Below are 19,446 nucleotides of genomic sequence, written 5' to 3' on the forward strand. Positions count from 1 at the left end.
TGAGAATGGCGCTCGTCCCCTTCCTGCGCGGTGAAACGGTGGCGGTCATGGGCCTCGGCAAGTCCGGGGTCTCGGCCGCCCGCGCCCTGATGGAAAGCGGCGTCCGCGTCGTGGCCTGGGACGACAAGCCGGAAGCCCGGGCGGCCGGACAGGCGGCGGGGCTCGTCATCGGCGACCCCGCCACGCTGGACGTCTCGGCGTTGCGAATGGTGGTGTGGAGTCCCGGCATTCCCCACACCCACCCCCGCCGCCATCCCTTCGCCGAACGGGCCCGGCAGGCCGGCGTGCCCCTGGTCTGCGACGTCGAACTGCTGGCCATGGCGAGCCCCGCCGCCCGCTTCGTCGGCATCACCGGCACCAACGGCAAGTCGACCACGACCACCCTGACCGCCCACATTTTCCAGGCGGCGGGGCGCGCCGTGGCGGCCGGCGGCAATCTGGGCACGCCCGCCCTCGACCTGCCTACCCAGGACAGCGAGGGAACTTATGTCCTCGAACTGTCCTCCTACCAGATCGAGCTTCTCGACCATGCCGGTTTCGACATCGCCCTCCTGCTCAACCTGACGCCCGATCATCTGGCCCGGCATGGCGGCATGGAAGGATATGTCGCGGCCAAGGCGGGCCTTTTCGACCGCATGCGTCCGGGCGGCGTATCCATCGTCGGCATCGACGACGAGCACAGCCGCGCCATCTTCGAGCGCCTGCGCAAAACCGACGGGGCATGCGTCATTCCCATCTCCGTCGAAGGACCGGCGGCGGGCGGAGTTTCGGCGAAAAACGGCATTCTGGTCGACGACTGCGGCGGCGAGGCCGTCGAAATTCTCGATCTGCGCACCCTGCCCCACCTGCCGGGCCGCCACAACTGGCAGAATGCCTGCGCATCCTACGCCGCGGCGCGGGCCGCCGGGCTGTCTCCGGACGTCATCTGCCGCGGCCTGAAAAGTTATCCCGGCCTCGCCCATCGCCAGGAGTCGGTCGCCGAGATCGACGGGATCGCCTATGTCAACGACAGCAAGGCGACCAATGCCGACGCCGTGGAAAAGGCCCTGGTCTGCTACGACACCGTCTATTGGATTCTGGGAGGTCAGTCGAAGGAGGGCGGCATCACCAGCCTCGTCCCCCTGTTTCCACGGATCGCCCGGGCATTTCTGATCGGCGAGGCCAGCGATGAATTCGCCCTGACCCTGGAGGGCAAGGTCGGCTTCGAACGGTGTGGTACCCTCGACGTGGCCGTCGGGCGGGCCCGCGACGCCGCATTGGCCGACGGCAAGCCGGGAGCCGTGGTCCTGTTGTCGCCGGCCTGCGCCTCCTGGGATCAGTTTTCCAGTTTCGAACATCGCGGCGAACGCTTCCGGCAACTGGTCGGCGCCCTTCCCGGCAAACGAAACCATGATGTCCCCGCGGACGAGCGGAGGGACGCATGATCCTGCTGGGACGCACCGACACCTCCGTCATCGGCCGCTGGTGGTGGACCGTCGACCGCTGGACCATGGCGGCGCTGGCCGCCCTGGTCGCCGTCGGCGCCCTGCTGATCATGGCCGCCAGCCCGGCCGTCGCCGAGCGCATCGGCGCCGATCATTTCCATTTCGTGCGCCGCCAGTTCGTCTTCCTGCCGCCGGCGCTGCTCGTCATCTTCGCCGTATCGCTGCTCTCGCCGAAGAACATCCGCCGTCTGGCATGCCTGGGTTTCCTGGGCGCCGTGCTCCTGATGATGATGACCCTGATCGGCGGACAGGAGATCAAGGGCGCCACCCGCTGGGTCAGCCTGGCCGGCATCTCCATCCAGCCCTCCGAATTCGTCAAGCCCACCTTCGCCGTGGTCGCCGCCTGGATGTTTTCGGAACAGCGCCTGTCGGAGGCATTTCCCGGCAACATGATCTCGCTCGGTCTTTATCTGCTGGTCGCCTGCCTGTTGCTGCTCCAGCCGGACGTCGGCATGACGCTGGTGGTCTCCTCGGTGTGGTTCGTCGAGTTCTTTCTGGCCGGGCTGCCCATCGTCTGGGTGCTGATGGGCATGGTCGTCGGCCTGGGCGGACTGGTCGCCGCCTATTTCACCTTCAGCCATGTGGCCAGCCGCATCGACCGTTTCCTCGACCCATCGGCCGGCGACAGCTATCAGGTCACCACCGCCCTGCAGGCCTTCCATTACGGCGGCTTCTTCGGGCGCGGACCAGGCGAGGGACGGGTCAAGGCGGTACTGCCCGACGCCCATACCGACTTCATCATGGCGGTGGCCGGCGAGGAGTTCGGCCTGATCCTCTGCCTGGTCGTGGTCGGCATCTTCGCCTTCATCGTGCTGCGCGGGTTCGCCCGTATGCTGACCGAGGAAAATCTCTTCGTTCTTCTCGCCACCTCCGGCCTCTTGGTGCAATTCGGCCTTCAGGCCATCATCAACATGGCCTCGACCCTGCATCTGATGCCGACCAAGGGCATGACCCTGCCCTTCATCTCCTACGGCGGATCGTCGATGCTGGCCCTGGCGCTGGGCATGGGCATGGTGCTGGCGCTGACCCGCAAGCGCTACGGGCGGGAGGGCTGGCAATGACCCGGCCTGACCGTCTCATCGTGCTGACCGCCGGGGGCACCGGCGGCCACGTCTTCCCGGCGGAGGCCCTGGCCGCCGAGCTGCTGGGCCGCGGTCATGCGCTGGCCCTGGTCACCGACCGCCGGGGACAGGCCTACGGCGGCACGCTGGGTCAACTCGCCACCCACCGGATCAGCGCCGGCGGCATCGCCGGCCGGGGAGTCACGGCCAGAGTGTCGGCCATCGCCGCCTTGGGCATCGGATTCCTGCAGGCCCGCTCGCTGTTGAAATCGCTGGCTCCGGCGGCCGTCGTCGGCTTCGGCGGCTACGCCTCGGTGCCGGCCATGCTGGCGGCGTCGCTGGCCGGCATTCCGACGCTGCTGCACGAACAGAACGCCGTACTGGGACGCGCCAACCGGCTGCTGGCGCCGCGAGCCACCCGCATCGCCACCTCCTTCGCCCAGGTCAGCCATATCGCCCCGGCCTGGCGGGGCAAGGTGGTCCACACCGGAATGCCGGTCAGGCCGGCCCTCATCGCCCAGAGGGGTTGCGATTATCCCGCCCTGTCCGACGACGGTCCGATCCATCTCCTGGTCCTGGGGGGCTCGCAAGGCGCCCGGGTGCTGTCCGACGTGATCCCCGCCGCCCTGGCTTCGCTTCCCGAAGGGCTGCGCCACCGACTGAAACTGTCCCAGCAGTGCCGCCCCGAGGATCTGGAGGGCGTGCGCCGCGCCTACGAGGGCACTGGTATCGACACGACGCTGGAGAGCTTTTTCCACGATGTGCCGGAACGCCTGGCCGCCGCCCATCTGGTGATCGCCCGCTCCGGCGCCTCGACCGTCGCCGAGCTGACCGCCCTGGGCCGACCGTCGATCCTGGTGCCCTATCCGCATGCCATCGACGACCACCAGACCGCCAATGCGCACGCCCTGGACGATGCCGGCGGCGGCTGGCTCATTCCGCAGACGGCCTTCGACGCCGCCACATTGTCGGCCCGCCTGCTTTCCCTGTTCACCCGTCCCGACAGCCTGACCATGGCCGCCGCCTGCGCCCGCACCGCCGGCATCCCCGACGCGGCGACACGACTGGCCGATCTGGTCGAACGGCTGACATCCGATACGCTTGAGGTTGTTCCATGAGATCCCTGCCGCTTTCCATCGGCACAGTGCACTTCGTCGGCATCGGCGGCATCGGCATGAGCGGCATCGCCGAGGTCATGCACAACCTGGGCTATGCGGTGCAGGGCTCGGACATCGCCGCCAACGCCAACGTGAAGCGCCTGCGCGCGCAGGGGATCACCATCCATATCGGCCACCGGCCGGAAAACCTGGGCAACACCCGGGTGGTGGTGATCTCGTCGGCCGTGAAGGCGGACAATCCCGAAGTGGTCGCCGCCCGCGCCCGCCTGATTCCGGTGGTCCGCCGCGCCGAGATGCTGGCCGAACTGATGCGCCTCAAATGGGCGATCGCCATCGGCGGCACCCACGGCAAGACCACCACCACCTCGCTGATCGCCGCCATGCTGGATGCCGAAGGCATGGATCCGACGGTCATCAACGGCGGTATCATCAACGCCTACGGCACCAACGCCCGCCTGGGCGCCGGCGACTGGGCGGTGGTCGAGGCCGATGAATCCGACGGCACCTTCACCAAGCTGCCGGCAACCATGGCGGTGGTCACCAACATCGACCCCGAACATCTGGATTTTTACGGAACCTTCGATCGCGTGCGGGAGGCCTTCCGCATTTTCGTCGAGAACATCCCGTTCTACGGCTTCGCCGCGCTTTGCAGCGACCATCCGGAAGTCCAGGCGCTGATCCCCCGCGTCCCCGACCGCAAGATCGTCACCTACGGCTTCAACCCGCAGGCCGACGTCCGGGCGGTCAATGTGACGCTGGGACCCGACGGCGCCACCTACGACATCGTCATCGTCGACCGGGCGAGCGGAGACAGCCGCACCATTCCCCAGGTGCATCTGCCGATGTACGGCCAGCACAATGTGCAGAATTCGCTGGCGGCCGTCGTCGTCGCCAACGAGCTGGGCTTCTCCGACGAAGTGATCCGCGCCGGTCTCGGGGGTTTCGGCGGCGTGAAGCGGCGCTTCACAAAGACCGGCACCAGCCACGGCGTCACCGTGATCGACGACTATGGTCACCATCCCGTGGAAATCGCCGCCGTTCTGCGCGCCGCCCGCCAAGCCTCCACCGGCAATGTGATCGCCGTCGTCCAGCCCCACCGTTTCACCCGCCTGCAAAGCCTGTTCGAGGAATTCTGCGGCTGCTTCAACGATGCCGACACGGTGATCGTCGCCGATGTCTATGCCGCCGGCGAAACGCCGATCGAGGGAATCGACCGCGACGCCCTGGTCAGCGGATTGCTCTCGCGCGGCCATCGCAAGGCGGTGGCGCTGTCCTCGCCGCAGGAATTGCCGGCCCTCCTGCACGGCCTGGCCAAGCCCGGCGATTTCATCGTCTGCCTGGGCGCCGGCAACATCACGACCTGGGCAAACGCCCTGCCGTCGCAACTGGACGCCATCGCCGACGGCCGTCCGCTGCCGGAGCCTGGAGAATGAACGCCATGCCCGTGCAGCCCCCGCTGATCGAACGCCTGCCCGCCGTCCGCGGACGCCTGACCGAAGGAGCGAGCCTCGCCTCGGTCACCTGGTTCCGCACCGGCGGACCCGCCGAAGTCCTGTTCAAGCCGGCCGATCCCGACGATCTGGCGGCTTTTCTGGCCGGCACGCCGGAGGACGTTCCGCTGACCGTGATCGGCGTGGGCTCCAACCTTCTGGTCCGTGATGGCGGCGTACCGGGAGTCGTCGTGCGGCTGGGACGCGATTTCGCCGGCATCGACTGGGATGACGACCGCCTTGCGGTGGGCGCCGGAGCCCTCGATCTCACGGTGTCCACCAGTGCCTGGGAAGCCGGGGTGGGCGGACTGGAATTCCTCTCTGGCGTGCCCGGCACCATCGGCGGCGCGTTGCGCATGAATGCCGGGGCCTATGGCGGCGAGATGGCCGGGGTCACCCTCTCGGCCCGCGCCCTCGACCGGCGGGGCGGCATGCACCAACTGACCCGGGACGACATCGGATTCTCCTATCGCCATGCCGCGGTCCCCGAGGACTGGATCTTCATCGACGCCCTTTTGCAGGGCCGCCGCGACGAACCGGCGGAAATCGCCCGGCGCATGGCCGAGATCAGACGGCAGCGCGAAGACAGCCAACCCTTGCGCACCAGAACTGGTGGATCGACCTTCGCCAACCCGCCGGGCCAAAAGGCCTGGCAGCTGATCGACCGGGCGGGATGCCGCGGTCTGGCCCGGGGCGGCGCCCAGGTTTCGGAAAAACATTGCAATTTTCTCATCAATACCGGTTCGGCCAGTGCCGCCGACATCGAGGATCTGGGCGAGGACGTCCGTCGCCGCGTTTTCGAAACGTCCGGCGTCACTCTCGTGTGGGAAATCCGCCGAATCGGTGTGCGGGCTAGGAAGTGAAGAACATGAGCAAACGCGTCGTTGTGTTGATGGGGGGATTTTCGGTCGAACGCGAAGTGTCGCTGAACAGCGGCGCCGCGGTGGCCGGCGCCCTGGAAAAAGCCGGTTATGCCGTCGCCACGATCGACGTCCGCCGCGATCTGCGAACCCTGGTGGCCGGCCTGGAAGCGACCAAGCCCTGGGTCGTCTTCAACGCCCTGCACGGCCGCTTCGGCGAAGACGGCTCGATCCAGGGGATTCTCGACATCATGAAGATCCCCTACACCCATTCCGGCTTGCGCGCCTCGGCCCTGGCCATGGACAAGCCGACGGCCAAGAGCATCTTCACCGCCGCCGGCATCCCGGTGCCCGAGGGACGCATCGTGCGGAAGGACGACGTCCTGGCCGGCGACGTCCTGCCGCGGCCTTACGTCCTGAAGCCCTTGAACGAGGGATCCTCGGTGGGGGTGCATATCGTCCGCGAAGGCGAGAACGGCAACCCGCTGGCCGGCGAGGACTGGCCGTTCGGCGATTTCGTCCTGGCCGAACGCTTCATTCCCGGCCGAGAACTGACCGTCGGCGTGATGGGCGACAAGGCCCTGGCCGTCACCGAAATCACCTCGGAACGGGGATTTTACGACTATACGGCGAAATACGCGGCCGGGGGCTCGTTGCATCTGATTCCGGCGCCCGTCCCCCCCGAGATCCAGCAGGCCGCGATGGAGATCGCCGTCAAGGGGCACCAGGCCCTGGGCTGCCGCGGCGTCAGCCGCGCCGATCTGCGCTACGACGACACCGAGCCCGGCCAGCCGGGCAAGCTCTACATGCTGGAAATCAACACCCAGCCGGGCATGACCAGCACATCTCTGGTGCCCGAGCAGGCGGCGCATGCCGGCATCGGTTTCGCCGATCTCGTCACCTGGATGGTGGAGAACGCCCAATGCGACGGATGAACGATATCACCATCGAAATCGGCGACCGGCTGGGACCGTCGCAGGCGGCGCATTCGCGTCCCGCGACGGCGAGCCGCCAGCCCAGGGCCCCTGGCAAGAGCGCCCGCACGGGAAGCCGCCAGGAATTGCATCGGCGCTGGCTGCCGCCCTTTTTGCGCAAGCGCACCCGGCGGGCCGCCTTGATCGCCCTGGCGGTCGGCGGCGGCGTGCTGTTTCCGGCCTGGATGATACATTCCGGCACGGCGCAGCGCCTGATCGACGACACCCGCCATCAAGCCGTTCAGATGTCCGCCCGCGCCGGCTTCCGCGTCGAGGAGATCCTGGTCGTCGGACGCAACCGCACCCCGCGCGAGGAATTGCTGAGCGCTCTCGGCGTCCAGCGGGGCGATCCGATCCTCGGCATCGATCTGGCGGCCACCCGTCAGCGGCTGGAGGAGATATCCTGGGTCAAGAACGCGACCATCGAACGCCGCCTGCCCAACGAAGTGCATCTTCTGATCAGTGAACGCAACCCCATCGTCCTGTGGCAGAACCAGGGAAAATACTATCTGGTCGACCGCGAGGGCCAGGTGGTGGGCGACGAGATCGAGGAATATGCGGATCTGCCCCTGATGGTCGGCGAAGGGGCGCCCGATCATGCCTCCGAACTGGTCGACCTGCTGAATGCCGAACCGGCGTTGAAGAAGCGCGTCAAGGCGGCCCAATGGGTCGGCGAGCGGCGCTGGAACATCACGCTGGACCGCACCTCGGGCGGCATCGATGTCCGGCTGCCCGAGGACAACCCCATCGCCGCCTGGCACGACCTCGCCAACCTCGACAAGGAACAGAGCCTGCTGGAACGCAAGGTGACCCTGATCGACATGCGCCTGCCCGACCGGCTGGTCCTGCGCTCGACCGGCGGCGCCGAGGAATCGAATATTTCCAACCAGACGAAACGCAAGAACCACCCCGGCAAGGACGCCTGAGAACCCATGCCCAAAGCAAAGATGCGCCACGGATTGATCGCAGCCCTCGATGTCGGCACCACCAAGGTGTGCTGCTTCATCGCGCGCGCCACCGACGACGGATCGCTTCGTGTCCTGGGGATCGGACATCAGTTGTCGCGCGGCATGCGCAATGGCGCCGTCGTAGACATGGAGGAGGCCGAGACCTCCATCCGCGCCGCCGTCGACGCCGCCGAACAGATGGCCGAGGACCGCGTGCGCGAGGTCCTGGTCAATGTCTCGGGCGGCCAGCCGACGTCGAACAACGTCACCGTCGAGGTGGCGGTCAACGGCCATGAGATCGGCGAACAGGACATCCGCCGCATGCTCGATCACGCCAGGCATCATACCCAGTCCACCGACCGCGATCTGATCCACTCCATTCCCGTCGGCTTCACCGTCGACGGGAACGAAGGGATCCGCGATCCGCGCGGCATGTTCGGCGAGCGCCTGGCGGTCACCATTCATCTGGTCAGCGCCAATCCCGGCCCGGTGCGCAATCTTTCGACCGTCGTGCATCGCTGCCACCTGGACATCGAGGCGCGCGTCGCCTCGGCCTATGCCTCGGGCCTGGCCTGCCTGGTCGACGACGAGCGGGACCTGGGGGTCACCTGCATCGACATGGGCGGCGGGACCACCACCATCGCCGTCTTTCAGGGCGGCCATCTGATGCACACCGACACCATTCCGGTCGGCGGGGTGCACGTCACCAACGACATCGCCCGCGGGCTGTCGACCCCGCTGGTGCATGCCGAACGGATGAAGACGCTATACGGCAGCGCCCTGCCCTCGCCCTCGGACGACAGGGAAATCCTCAAGGTTCCCCTGGTCGGCGAGGATGAGGACGGAGCCACCAATCAGGTTCCCCGATCCATGCTGGTGCAGATCATCCAGCCACGCCTCGAAGAAACGTTCGAACTGGTCCGCAGCCATCTCGAGGCGGGCGGGTTCGACAAGGTAGCCGGACGGCGCGTCGTGCTGACCGGCGGCGCCGCGCAGATGCAAGGGGTGCGCGATCTGGCGGCGATGGTCCTCGACAAGCAGGTGCGGCACGGCCGTCCGGTCGGCATGCAAGGCTTGCCCGAGGCGACCAACGGACCGGCCTTCGCCACCTGTGCCGGACTGTTGCGCTATGCCCTGCTCAATGCGCGGGCGGAAACGGCGGCCAAGCCGGCACGCGCCACGGAAAGTGACGGCACCGGCAAGTTCGGTCGCCTGACCTCATGGTTACGCAAGAATTTTTAGAGTTTCAAAGCAAGCAGACGGGTCTGTTCCAATTCAGTGCGGAGGGTAAACACAATGATCAATTTCCATCCCAGCAATACCGGCGAGTTGAAGCCGCGAATCACCGTGATCGGTGTCGGTGGTGCCGGAGGCAATGCCGTCAACAACATGATCCAATCCCATCTTGAGGGGGTCGAGTTCATCGTCGCCAATACCGATGCCCAAGCGATGGCGCAGTCGCGCACCGACCGGCGCATCCAACTGGGCTCCAACGTGACGCAGGGGTTGGGCGCCGGCGCCCGTCCGGACATCGGCCGGGCGGCGGCGGAAGAGACCCTGGACGAGATCATCTCGCAGATGCAGGGCAGCAACATGGTGTTCATCACCGCCGGCATGGGCGGCGGCACCGGCACCGGAGCAGCCCCGGTGATCGCCCGGGCCGCCCGCGAGCATGGCATCCTGACCGTCGGCGTGGTGACCAAACCCTTCAACTTCGAAGGCCAGCACCGCATGCGTCTGGCGGACTCGGGCATCGAGGAGCTGTCGCAATATGTCGACACGCTGATCATCATCCCCAACCAGAACCTGTTCCGCATCGCGTCCGAGCGGACCACCTTCGCCGACGCCTTCAAGATGGCCGACGACGTGCTCTATTCGGGCGTCCGCGGCGTCACCGACCTGATGATCATGCCCGGCCTGATCAACCTCGATTTCGCCGATATCCGGACCGTGATGAGCGAAATGGGCAAGGCGATGATGGGCACCGGCGAGGCGGAAGGCGAAAAGCGCGCGCTGGAAGCCGCCGAGGCGGCGATCAACAATCCCCTGCTCGAGGACATTTCGATGAAGGGTGCGCGGGGCGTGCTGATCAACATCACCGGCGGTCTCGATATGACCCTGTTCGAAGTGGACGAGGCGGCCAACCGCATCCGCGACGAGGTCGATCCCGACGCCAACATCATCTTCGGCTCGACCTTCGATGAAAAATTGGAAGGCAAGATGCGCGTCTCCGTCGTCGCCACCGGGATCGAATCGGCGGAACAGACCCAGACGCGTCCGACACTGATTTCGCTGGTCGACCAGAAACGCCAGCCCGCGGCGATCCAGCCGGCGGCCAAGGCCGCCGGACTGACCCTGGCGGAACGCGTCGCCGGCACGGCTCCGATGTTCCATGGAACCGCCGCCATCGCCCAGCCCGACTTGGAAGAGGAACTGGACGCCGCCATCGGCGGACCGCGCCAGGAAGACGAGCGTTACCAGAGCGAGCCCAGCCTGTCGGTCCGCAGCGAACCGGCTCCGGAGCCGACTTACGCGCCACGTGCCGAAGCCGCCCCCAGCCAGCGGATGGAACCGACGATGTCCGTCCGCCATGAAACGCCGGCCCGTGCCGAACCGGCCCAGGGCAGCCTGCACATCGAATCGCCCGCGCCCCGCATGGAGCCCCGCGCCGATTTGCGGCCCAGCGCTCCGGCGGCCAGCTACGCCCAGGTCGCCCAGCGCGCCCAGGCCGACGCGGCAGAACCGGTTCCCGAGCAACATCGCCGCAGCGGTTTCCTCAACCGGCTGGCCGGACATGTCAAGACGGCGTCGCACGTGCATGCCAGCGCGACCCAGCCCGCCCATCGTCCGGCCGCGCCCGAGCCGCAGGCCGACCGGCAGCAACCGGTCGCCCAGCCGACCCGGATCAGTCCGGCCGATCGCCTGCCGACGTCGCGCAACGACGAGGATCTGCTGGAAATCCCGGCGTTCCTGCGCCGACAGGCCAACTGAGGCCGGGCCACCCGCCGGTTCGTCCGGCGGGAAGAAGCTGTCAAGGGAAGGAACGGAAGGATCCCGCACGTCCTGGCCGTTCCCCTTGAATAATCTTCGCGCTTTAACCGGGGCGCCCCCGGCGTTCCGTTACGGCGGGCAAAAATGAAAAAAGCGGTGGATGCGCCCTCGTCCACCGCTTTTTCCGTTTCACGCGACACTTGCCGAAAAATCAGCAACTATTTGATATCAAATAATATTTCACCGTCTAAAAAGCGTAATATTTCGTAACAATGATTGATTTGAGCCATCGACTCGCCGCTGCTAGATGTAGAGCCTCGAAAAACGGGTACACCGCAAAGGCGTGAATTTATGTTCGATACCGGCGTGTCTTTAGAAGGCCTTCCGCTGAACGGCTCCGGCAGTGACGAACTCCGTTCGCTCGCCGCTCCGGCGACGGTCCGGCAGCGGACGCTCAAGACCTCCATCAATTGTACGGGGGTGGGACTGCATTCCGGCGCAAAAATCTCGATGACGCTGCGTCCCGCGGAAGTCAATGCCGGCATCGTGTTCCGGCGGACCGACATCGCCGGCGGCGGCGCCCTGATCCCCGCCTCCTGGTCCAATGTGTCCGATACCCGTCTCAACACCTGTATCGCCGCCAACGGCGCCTCGGTTCATACCATCGAACATCTGATGGCCGCTTTGGCCGGCATGGGCGTCGATAACGTCCTCATCGAGGTCAACGGCTCGGAAGTGCCCGTCATGGACGGCAGCGCCGCCCCCTTCCTGTTCCTGATCGAATGCGCCGGAGTGGTCGAACAGGCCGCGCCCCGCCGGGCTCTCAAGGTCCTGAAGCGGGTGATGGTCGAAGACGGCGACAAGATGTCCATGCTGATCCCGGACCATGGCTTCTCCCTGCGCGTCGAAATCGATTTTCCGAGCCCCGCCATCCGCCGCCAGGAATGCTTCCTGCCGATGAGCGGCGGCGCCTTCAAGGCTGAAATCAGCCGCGCCCGCACCTTCGGTTTCGAGCAGGAAGTGGCCGCCATGCGGGCCGCCGGCCTCGGCAAGGGCGGCTCCCTCGACAATGCGGTGGTGATTTCCAGCGACGGTGAAAAGATTCTGAACGAGGAAGGGCTGCGTTACGAGGACGAATTCGTTCGTCATAAGGCCCTTGACGCGTTGGGTGACCTGACGCTGGCCGGCGCTCCCATCCTTGGCCATTTTCACGGCATCCGCTGCGGGCATGGCATGAACAATCTCCTTCTGCGGGCGCTTTTCGCCGACGAGAGCGCCTGGACCATGGTCGATCTTGCCGCTCAAAAGCCGGTAAAAGCCCAGACTTTCGCCGCTCCGCGTCTGCTGGCCGCAGCCACCGCTTGATTTTTCAGCTCGTTGTCGATTTCGTGGGCCGGCGTGATATAGTCGCGCCGGCCCAATTTGTATCCAGAGCAGGTAATGTCGATTCTGTCCCTCCCCCGCACCATAGCCACCGTCTTCGCCTTGGCCGTTGTTCTGCCGCTTCTCGGCGGCTGTGCCGCGGATAAACAGGACACGTACAAGGAGCTTCCCGTCGAGGAGCTCTACAACAACGCAATGGATCTCCTGAAGGACGAGGAGTACGACAAGGCAGCCAAAGCCTTCGATGAGGTCGAGCGCCAGCATCCTTATTCGGTGTGGGCGACCAAGGCCCAGCTGATGTCGGCCTATTCCCATTACGTCCACAACAAGTTCGATGACGCGATCAGTTCCCTTGACCGCTTCATCCAGTTGCATCCCGGTCACAAGGACGTCGCCTACGCCTATTACCTGAAGGCGCTGTGCTACTACGAGCAGATCGCCGACGTTACCCGTGACCAGAAGATGACCGACAATGCGTTGAAGTCGTTGCAGGAGGTGGTCGATCGCTTCCCCAACAGCAAATACGCCCGCGACGCCAAGCTGAAAGTCGACCTGGCCCGCGACCATCTCGCCGGCAAGGAGATGGCGATCGGCCGCTGGTATCAAGGCCAGCAGCAATATCTGGCGGCGATCAACCGCTATCGCGTCGTCGTCGACAATTTCCAGACCACGACCCACGTTCCCGAGGCACTGGAACGCCTGACCGAGTGCTACGAAACCCTCGGACTGACGCAGGAGGCCAGGAATACCGCGGCGGTCCTCGGCTTCAACTATCCCGGCGACCAGTGGTATTCCGACACCTACAATCTGGTCGAAGGCATCACGCCGGACATCCCGAAGCCAAAGCAAAGCGGCTGGTTCGACTGGTGGTGATCGGCACGCCATGCTGCTCGGACTGTCGATCCGCGACGTCGTTCTCATCGACCGCCTCGACATCGGTTTCCGCCCGGGCTTGTCGGTCCTAACCGGCGAGACCGGGGCGGGAAAGTCCATCCTTCTCGATTCTTTGGGCCTGGCTTTGGGAGCACGCTCCGAAAGCGGTCTGGTTCGCCGCGGCGCCGAGCAACTCTCGGTCGCCGCGGAATTCTCCGTCCCCTCCGACCATCCCGCCGTGCAAATCCTGGCCGAGCAGTCCCTCGACGCCGCCGGGGAACTGGTCCTGCGGCGCGTGGTCTCGGCCGACGGCCGCTCCCGCGCCTTCGTCAACGACCAGCCGATCAGCGTCGGACTTCTACGCCGCATCGGCGACAGCCTCGTTGAAATCCATGGACAGTTCGAAAGCCATGGCCTGCTCGACGCCGGCACGCATCGCGGCGTCCTCGACGCTTTCGCCGAAACCGACGTCACGGCGGTCCGCCAAGCCTGGTCAGCCTGGCAGGAGACGATCCGCATCCGCCGCGACGCCGAAGCCTCTCTCGCCAAGGCGCGAGGCGAGGAAGATTTCCTGCGCCATGCCGTCGAGGAATTGAACGCCCTGGCCCCCAAGTCCGGCGAGGAAGCCAGCCTGGCGGAACGCCGGGCCGTCATGATGCATGGCGAAAAGCTCCTCGAAGGGATGAACGCGGCCCAGCAGGCGCTGAGCCAGAAGGGCGACGTCGAAGGCAGCATCCGGGCCGCTCAGAGGGCGCTGGAGCGGGTCGCCGAGCGGGCCGAGGGCCGTCTCGATCCCGTCATCGCGGCTCTCGACAGGGCGGCCCTCGAAGCTTCCGAGGCGCAAAACCTGCTGGAAAAGGTTTCTCAGACCATCGATTTGGACCCCACCGCCCTCGAAAAAATCGAGGAACGCCTGTTCTCCCTGCGTGCCATCGCCCGCAAGCATGGTGTCGCCGTCGACGATCTGGCCGCGCTCGCCAACCGTCTGTCAGGAGAATTGCGAGCCATCGACGCCGGCGGCGACGGCCTGGCGCGGCTCGCCGAGGCCGAGCGGAAGGCCAAACAGACCTATCACGAACGGGCCAAGGCCCTTTCCGCGCAACGGACCTCGGCCGCCCGGCGCCTGGATGCGGCGGTCGCCGTCGAATTGCCGCCACTCAAGCTCGACAAGGCGACCTTTCGCACCCGCGTCGATCCGTTGGAGGAGGACGCCTGGGGCGAGACCGGCCTGGACCGGATTGCCTTCGAAGTCGCCACCAACCCGGGCATCGCTCCCGGCCCCTTGGCCAAAATCGCCTCGGGTGGCGAATTGTCACGCTTCATGCTGGCCTTGAAAGTGGTCTTGGCCCGCACGACTTCAGCCCCCACCATCGTCTTCGACGAAGTCGACAGCGGCATCGGCGGTGCCGTGGCCGCCGCGGTCGGCGAACGACTCGCCCGTCTGGCCGCCGATGTCCAGGTTCTGGTGGTCACCCATTCGCCGCAGGTCGCGGCCAAAGGCGCCCACCATTGGCATGTGGCCAAAGGCAGCGACGGCGGAGACTCGACGGTGACCCGTGTCCAGGCTCTCTCCGGCGACGAGCGGCGCGAGGAAATCGCCCGCATGCTGGCGGGCGCCCAGGTCACCGACCAGGCCCGCGCCGCCGCAGAAAGCCTGTTGGCCACGCCCGGCGCCTAAACCCGCGCGAGCGTCAAAACCTTATGAAGGCGAGTGCCTGCGGCGCGGCGTTCGGAAAAGCGCCTTGGTGTCTTGGTGCCTTGGTGGTTAATTTCCGATGAGCAACTCCCGAGTGATGACATGAGCGAGCCCAAAGTGCTTCCCATCGACGACATGACCCCTCTTGAAGCCGCCGTCGAATTGGCGCGTCTGGCCGAAGAGATCGCCCGGCACGACCAGGCCTATTACCAGGCCGATGCCCCATCCATCTCGGATGCCGACTATGACGCGCTGCGCTTGCGCAACGCCGCCATCGAGGCGCGCTTCCCCGAACTGGTCCGCGCCGACAGCCCGACGCGCCGGGTGGGCGCGGCGCCGGTCGATGGATTCGGCAAGGTGCGGCACGCCCGCCCCATGCTTTCGCTCGACAACGCCTTCGCGGACGAGGACGTCTTCGAATTCGTCGGGCGCATCCGCCGTTTCCTGGGACTGCCGGACGAACAGCCGGTGGACTTGGTGGCGGAACCGAAGATCGACGGGCTGTCGATCAGCCTGCGTTATGAAAAGGGACGCTTCGTGCAAGGCGCCACCAGGGGCGACGGCACCGAGGGCGAGGATGTCACCGCCAATCTGCGAACGATGAAAGACCTTCCCCAGCACCTGTCGGGAGCCGTCCCCGACATCCTCGAAGTCCGTGGCGAGGTTTATATGCTGCGGACGGATTTCTTGGCCATGAACGAGGCCCGCAAGGCCGAGGGCGACAAGTCCCTGTTCGCCAATCCGCGCAACGCGGCGGCCGGATCCCTGCGGCAACTCGACCCGAAAATCACCGCCAGCCGGCCGCTCAGCCTGTTTTGCTATGCGCTGGGCGAGACCAGCGAAACCGTCGCCGAAAGCCATTGGGATTTTCTCGCCCGGCTGCGCGCCTGGGGATTCAAGGTCAACGATCGCGTCCGCCTGTGCCGGGGCGTCGAGGAGGCGCTGGCCTTCTATCATGCCATCGGCGACGAACGGGCCTTGCTGCCCTACGACATCGACGGCGTCGTCTACAAGGTCAACCGCTTCGACTGGCAGACCCGGCTCGGTCAGGTCAGCCGCAGCCCCCGCTGGGCCACCGCCCATAAATTTCCCGCCGAACAGGCGCAAACCATTCTGCGCAAGATCGATACGTCGGTCGGGAGAACCGGCGCGATCACTCCCTTTGCCATTCTTGACCCGATCACCGTCGGCGGCGTCACGGTCAGCCGGGCGACGCTCCACAACGAAGATGAAATTCTGCGAAAGGACTTCCGGGAAGGCGACACGGTGATCATCCAGCGGGCCGGCGACGTGATCCCGCAGGTGGTTTCGGTCGTCCTGGCCAAACGGCCGGCCGATGCCCGCCCCTTCGAACCGAAGGATACCTGTCCCGTTTGCGAAAGCCACGCGGTGAAACCGGAAGGCGAAGCCATCCGTCGATGCACCGGCGGCCTGACTTGCGATGCCCAGCGGGTCGAACGGCTGATCCATTTCGCCTCGCGCAATGCCTTCGATATCGAAGGCCTGGGCGAAAAAAACGTCGATTTCCTGTTCCGTACCGGCCGCATCCGCAGTCCGGCCGATATCTTCCGCCTGGAGGAACAGGAAAATCAGACGCTGCTGCCCCTGCGCACCCAGCCGGGCTGGGGGGCGAAATCGACCCAGAACCTGTTCGAGGCGATCCGCGCCCGGCGGATCATCCCCCTGGGACGGTTCATCTACGGTCTCGGCATCCGGCAGGTCGGCGAGGCGACGGCCCGGCTGCTGGCCCATCATTACCGGTCGCTGGACGCCTGGCGCAGCGCCATGCTGGCCGCCGCCCAAGACCGCGAGGGCGAAGCCTGGCGCCAGTTGACGTCGATCGACCAGATCGGTCCGGCGGTGGCGAACGACATCGCCGACTTCTTCCTGGAGGAACACAATCGCCAGGCTCTCGACGACCTGGCCGGACAGCTTGAACGCGTCGAGGACTTCACCCCTTCCGCCCGCAACGATTCAGCAGTCGCCGGCAAAACGGTGGTCTTCACCGGCGGCCTGGAAACCATGAGCCGTGACGAGGCTAAGGCCCGCGCCCAGGAACTGGGCGCGAAGGTGGCGGGCTCGGTGTCGGCAAAGACCGATTACGTGGTGGCCGGCGCGGATGCCGGCTCGAAATTGACCAAGGCCCGCGATCTCGGCGTCCAGATCCTCACCGAAGAGGAATGGCTTGCATTGATCGCCTGATAACATGCTACCAACGTCCACTTGATCGGTCTCCGGCGCCCCCCCTAATGTCATTGGCCGCTTGGCCTTCATCGCGTCATCGGAACGGCGCCTGTCGGTGTCCCCGAGCGGCCATCAATGTATGGGAGGACCGGCAATGATCGTTAAAGCGATTCTGAAGCAGAAAGCGAACAACGACGTCGAAACGACCTTCGCCGAAATGCCCGTGTCCGAAGCGGCCAAAGCCCTCCACCACCGGCGGATCGGCGCCCTGGTGGTCATGGACCCCCAACAGGGCATCGTGGGGATTCTTTCCGAGCGCGACATCGTGCGCGGCATGGCGCTTCACGGCGCGAAGGCCGAGGATCTCAAGGTCCGCGATCTGATGACCAGTGCCGTTCTGGTCTGCGGCCCGGACGATTCCCTGGACACCTTGATGAGCATCATGACCAACAAGCGCGTTCGGCATCTGCCGGTGGTCGAGGAAGGGGAACTGATCGGCATCATCACCATCGGCGACGTGGTCAAGTCACGCCTGGAGGAAGCCACGATGCAGGTCGATTCGCTACGCGACTATGTGATGGCGGCCCGTTGAATTTCCGCATCCGGGCCGCGACGCCTTCTTTCGCGTCGGCCGCGGGCGGACCTTCCGATCCGGCAAGAGCGCTTGCCGGATCGTATCGGGGAGGCCACGACAAACGGATATGACCGAAAGGCATAGGGCATGACGGAAAAATCGCTGTGTTCCCGGAGCCCTTCGGATACAATCCCTCCATGTTCAAGGGTTTTCCCGTCTTCGTCATGATCGCCCTCCTCGCCGTGCCACGCTTCGCCGGCGCGACCGATTGCACCAGCCAGCCATCGCCCGACGTCGATTGGCAACGCTGCTATTTCGATGGAAAGGATCTGCAGGGCAAGGATCTTACCCGGGCGCGCCTGAGAGACGCCAGCTTCGAACGAGCCAATCTGAGCAACGCCGTCCTGTCGGACGTCAATGCCTATCGCGCCAAATTCATCAGCAGCGTGATGACCGGCGCCAAGCTGGATCAAGGCAATTTTCAGGAAGCCGATTTCACCAAGGCCGACCTGAGCAAAGCCAGCCTGAAAAACGCGGATCTCCGCCGGGCCCATTTTTTCCGGGCGAATTTGCAGGGCGCCGACCTGTCGGGCGCCAAAACGAACGGCGCCGACATGCTCAACGCCGATTTATCCGGCGCCACCTGGACCGATGGACGCCTGATCTGCGCGGCGGGGTCTATCGGGCAATGCAACTGATGGCGCCCGTGCGCCCGGTTCCCCAGGATGACGATTTCGTCGACGCGCTGCGCCGCGCCCGGTCGACGATCGATCTTCTGGCCCAGCTTCGCATCGCGCCGACGCCGTCGCGATTTACCCTGGTCTTCCTGCATCAATGCGGCGAGATGGCCGACCTTTCGAAGGCGGTCAACCGTCTGCTCGGCCACGACAAGCTGACGGCGGTCGCATTGGACGAACTTTATGATGAATTCTTCGGCCGCTTCCTGGAGGAGACGGAACTACGCACCGCCAGCCAACGCATCGGCCGAACCATGGCCGATGTATCGGATTGCCTGGACGAGGCCAGCGATACGGCCGAACGTTACGGTTCAGTACTCGCCGACTTTTCCGGATCGGCGGATCAGTTGGCCGACGTGATCGATCCATCCAATCTCCGCGTCGTCGCCGAACTCAGCGAAGCCATCGGCACGGTCCTGTCGGAAACCCGCAAGATGGCCGAAATCAACGATCTCCTGGAAGAGCGGCTGCAACTGTCGGCCCGGGAGATCGAGTTGCTGCGCGAACATCTTGATCTTTTGGAACGCGAGGCCGGTCTCGACGCCTTGACGGGCATCGCCAATCGCAAGAGTTTCGACATCATGCTGCGCGAAACCATCGCCATGGCCTCGCGCGAGGAGCAGCCGGTGGCGCTCCTGATGATCGATATCGATCATTTCAAGGTTTTCAACGACACCCACGGCCATCAGCTGGGCGATAACGTCCTGAAACTGGTGGCCCGCTACATGAAGGAATGTATCAAGGGACGGGACACCGTCGCCCGCTACGGCGGCGAGGAGTTCGCCGTGATCCTGCCGCACACCGGCCTCGACGCGGCGGTCCAGGCCGCCAACCTGGTCCGCCGCCATGTCTCCATGAAGAGGGTGGTCAACCGCCGGACGGGCGCCTCCCTGGGCCAGATCACCCTGTCGATCGGCGTCGCCGAATACCGCCCGGGCGAGCCGGCTTCGGAACTGGTCCATCGCGCCGACGAAGCGCTTTATTTCGCGAAGTCCACGGGCCGCGACAAGGTCGCCGGCGAGAACGAAATCCAGGCTTGAGAAAGCCACCGGATCCGCTCTGGCCATTCCGATT

16 protein-coding genes are annotated in these 19,446 nt (G+C 65.5%); all 16 read left to right on the top strand.

The window, feature by feature from the left end; genetic code table 11:
• The first annotated feature begins 5 nt into the window (after positions 1-5).
• The 16 genes from murD to CWS72_RS20435 all read left to right on the top strand — a co-directional run bounded on the left by murD (position 6) and on the right by CWS72_RS20435 (position 19,412).
• Entirely contained in the window at positions 6-1,424 is a 1,419-nt protein-coding gene (gene murD / locus CWS72_RS20360) for a UDP-N-acetylmuramoyl-L-alanine--D-glutamate ligase (RefSeq protein ID WP_101252480.1), read from the top strand.
• Positions 1,421-2,545, top strand: coding sequence for a putative lipid II flippase FtsW (gene ftsW, locus CWS72_RS20365; RefSeq protein ID WP_101252481.1), 1,125 nt, complete (start codon positions 1,421-1,423; stop codon positions 2,543-2,545). Before murD ends, ftsW begins: the two co-directional genes overlap by 4 nt.
• Entirely contained in the window at positions 2,542-3,663 is a 1,122-nt protein-coding gene (murG, locus tag CWS72_RS20370; RefSeq protein ID WP_101252482.1) for an undecaprenyldiphospho-muramoylpentapeptide beta-N-acetylglucosaminyltransferase, read from the top strand. Before ftsW ends, murG begins: the two co-directional genes overlap by 4 nt.
• The gene (gene murC, locus CWS72_RS20375) at positions 3,660-5,096 is read left to right on the top strand and encodes a UDP-N-acetylmuramate--L-alanine ligase (RefSeq protein WP_101252483.1); all 1,437 of its coding nucleotides are present in this window, start codon (positions 3,660-3,662) and stop codon (positions 5,094-5,096) included. Before murG ends, murC begins: the two co-directional genes overlap by 4 nt.
• Positions 5,093-6,016 carry a UDP-N-acetylmuramate dehydrogenase gene (murB, locus tag CWS72_RS20380; RefSeq protein ID WP_101252484.1) on the top strand — a complete coding sequence of 308 codons (924 nt, stop codon included), beginning with the start codon at positions 5,093-5,095 and terminating at the stop codon, positions 6,014-6,016. The genes murC and murB overlap by 4 nt, the downstream gene beginning before the upstream one ends.
• Positions 6,017-6,021: 5 nt before the next feature.
• Positions 6,022-6,948 carry a D-alanine--D-alanine ligase gene (locus tag CWS72_RS20385; RefSeq protein ID WP_101252515.1) on the top strand — a complete coding sequence of 309 codons (927 nt, stop codon included), beginning with the start codon at positions 6,022-6,024 and terminating at the stop codon, positions 6,946-6,948.
• Complete coding sequence (locus CWS72_RS20390) at positions 6,936-7,913, top strand: cell division protein FtsQ/DivIB (RefSeq protein ID WP_101252485.1); 978 nt, start codon at positions 6,936-6,938, stop codon at positions 7,911-7,913. The genes CWS72_RS20385 and CWS72_RS20390 overlap by 13 nt, the downstream gene beginning before the upstream one ends.
• Before the next feature lie 6 nt (positions 7,914-7,919).
• Entirely contained in the window at positions 7,920-9,176 is a 1,257-nt protein-coding gene (ftsA, locus tag CWS72_RS20395) for a cell division protein FtsA (RefSeq protein WP_101252486.1), read from the top strand.
• Between the two features lie 54 nt (positions 9,177-9,230).
• The gene (gene ftsZ, locus CWS72_RS20400; protein ID WP_101252487.1) at positions 9,231-10,925 is read left to right on the top strand and encodes a cell division protein FtsZ; all 1,695 of its coding nucleotides are present in this window, start codon (positions 9,231-9,233) and stop codon (positions 10,923-10,925) included.
• A 351-nt stretch (positions 10,926-11,276) separates the two neighbouring features.
• Positions 11,277-12,290, top strand: coding sequence for a UDP-3-O-acyl-N-acetylglucosamine deacetylase (lpxC, locus tag CWS72_RS20405; protein WP_101252488.1), 1,014 nt, complete (start codon positions 11,277-11,279; stop codon positions 12,288-12,290).
• Positions 12,291-12,365: 75 nt separating this feature from the next.
• On the top strand, positions 12,366-13,181 hold the full coding sequence (locus tag CWS72_RS20410; RefSeq protein WP_101252489.1) for an outer membrane protein assembly factor BamD: 816 nt from the start codon (positions 12,366-12,368) through the stop codon (positions 13,179-13,181).
• A 10-nt stretch (positions 13,182-13,191) separates the two neighbouring features.
• Positions 13,192-14,859: a DNA repair protein RecN gene (recN, locus tag CWS72_RS20415; protein ID WP_101252490.1), complete on the top strand. Its 1,668-nt coding sequence runs from the start codon at positions 13,192-13,194 to the stop codon at positions 14,857-14,859.
• Positions 14,860-14,994: 135 nt separating this feature from the next.
• Entirely contained in the window at positions 14,995-17,079 is a 2,085-nt protein-coding gene (gene ligA / locus CWS72_RS20420) for an NAD-dependent DNA ligase LigA (protein ID WP_199175835.1), read from the top strand.
• A gap of 136 nt (positions 17,080-17,215) precedes the next feature.
• Positions 17,216-17,653: a CBS domain-containing protein gene (locus CWS72_RS20425; RefSeq protein WP_101252516.1), complete on the top strand. Its 438-nt coding sequence runs from the start codon at positions 17,216-17,218 to the stop codon at positions 17,651-17,653.
• A gap of 146 nt (positions 17,654-17,799) precedes the next feature.
• Positions 17,800-18,333: a pentapeptide repeat-containing protein gene (locus CWS72_RS20430; protein WP_241911824.1), complete on the top strand. Its 534-nt coding sequence runs from the start codon at positions 17,800-17,802 to the stop codon at positions 18,331-18,333.
• Positions 18,333-19,412: a GGDEF domain-containing protein gene (locus CWS72_RS20435; RefSeq protein ID WP_158240745.1), complete on the top strand. Its 1,080-nt coding sequence runs from the start codon at positions 18,333-18,335 to the stop codon at positions 19,410-19,412. Before CWS72_RS20430 ends, CWS72_RS20435 begins: the two co-directional genes overlap by 1 nt.
• Positions 19,413-19,446: the final 34 nt, after the last annotated feature.

It is taken from the genome of Telmatospirillum siberiense (genome assembly GCF_002845745.1).
GTDB lineage: Bacteria > Pseudomonadota > Alphaproteobacteria > Rhodospirillales > Magnetospirillaceae > Telmatospirillum > Telmatospirillum siberiense.

Excerpts from the sequence above, each read along its gene's own strand:
- murD (WP_101252480.1), top strand. The coding sequence starts at position 6 with ATGGCGCTCGTCCCCTTCCTGCGCGGTGAAACGGTGGCGGTCATGGGC.
- ftsW (WP_101252481.1), top strand. The coding sequence starts at position 1,421 with ATGATCCTGCTGGGACGCACCGACACCTCCGTCATCGGCCGCTGGTGG.
- murG (WP_101252482.1), top strand. The coding sequence starts at position 2,542 with ATGACCCGGCCTGACCGTCTCATCGTGCTGACCGCCGGGGGCACCGGC.
- murC (WP_101252483.1), top strand. The coding sequence starts at position 3,660 with ATGAGATCCCTGCCGCTTTCCATCGGCACAGTGCACTTCGTCGGCATC.
- murB (WP_101252484.1), top strand. The coding sequence starts at position 5,093 with ATGAACGCCATGCCCGTGCAGCCCCCGCTGATCGAACGCCTGCCCGCC.
- CWS72_RS20385 (WP_101252515.1), top strand. The coding sequence starts at position 6,022 with ATGAGCAAACGCGTCGTTGTGTTGATGGGGGGATTTTCGGTCGAACGC.
- CWS72_RS20390 (WP_101252485.1), top strand. The coding sequence starts at position 6,936 with ATGCGACGGATGAACGATATCACCATCGAAATCGGCGACCGGCTGGGA.
- ftsA (WP_101252486.1), top strand. The coding sequence starts at position 7,920 with ATGCCCAAAGCAAAGATGCGCCACGGATTGATCGCAGCCCTCGATGTC.
- ftsZ (WP_101252487.1), top strand. The coding sequence starts at position 9,231 with ATGATCAATTTCCATCCCAGCAATACCGGCGAGTTGAAGCCGCGAATC.
- lpxC (WP_101252488.1), top strand. The coding sequence starts at position 11,277 with ATGTTCGATACCGGCGTGTCTTTAGAAGGCCTTCCGCTGAACGGCTCC.
- CWS72_RS20410 (WP_101252489.1), top strand. The coding sequence starts at position 12,366 with ATGTCGATTCTGTCCCTCCCCCGCACCATAGCCACCGTCTTCGCCTTG.
- recN (WP_101252490.1), top strand. The coding sequence starts at position 13,192 with ATGCTGCTCGGACTGTCGATCCGCGACGTCGTTCTCATCGACCGCCTC.
- CWS72_RS20425 (WP_101252516.1), top strand. The coding sequence starts at position 17,216 with ATGATCGTTAAAGCGATTCTGAAGCAGAAAGCGAACAACGACGTCGAA.
- CWS72_RS20435 (WP_158240745.1), top strand. The coding sequence starts at position 18,333 with ATGGCGCCCGTGCGCCCGGTTCCCCAGGATGACGATTTCGTCGACGCG.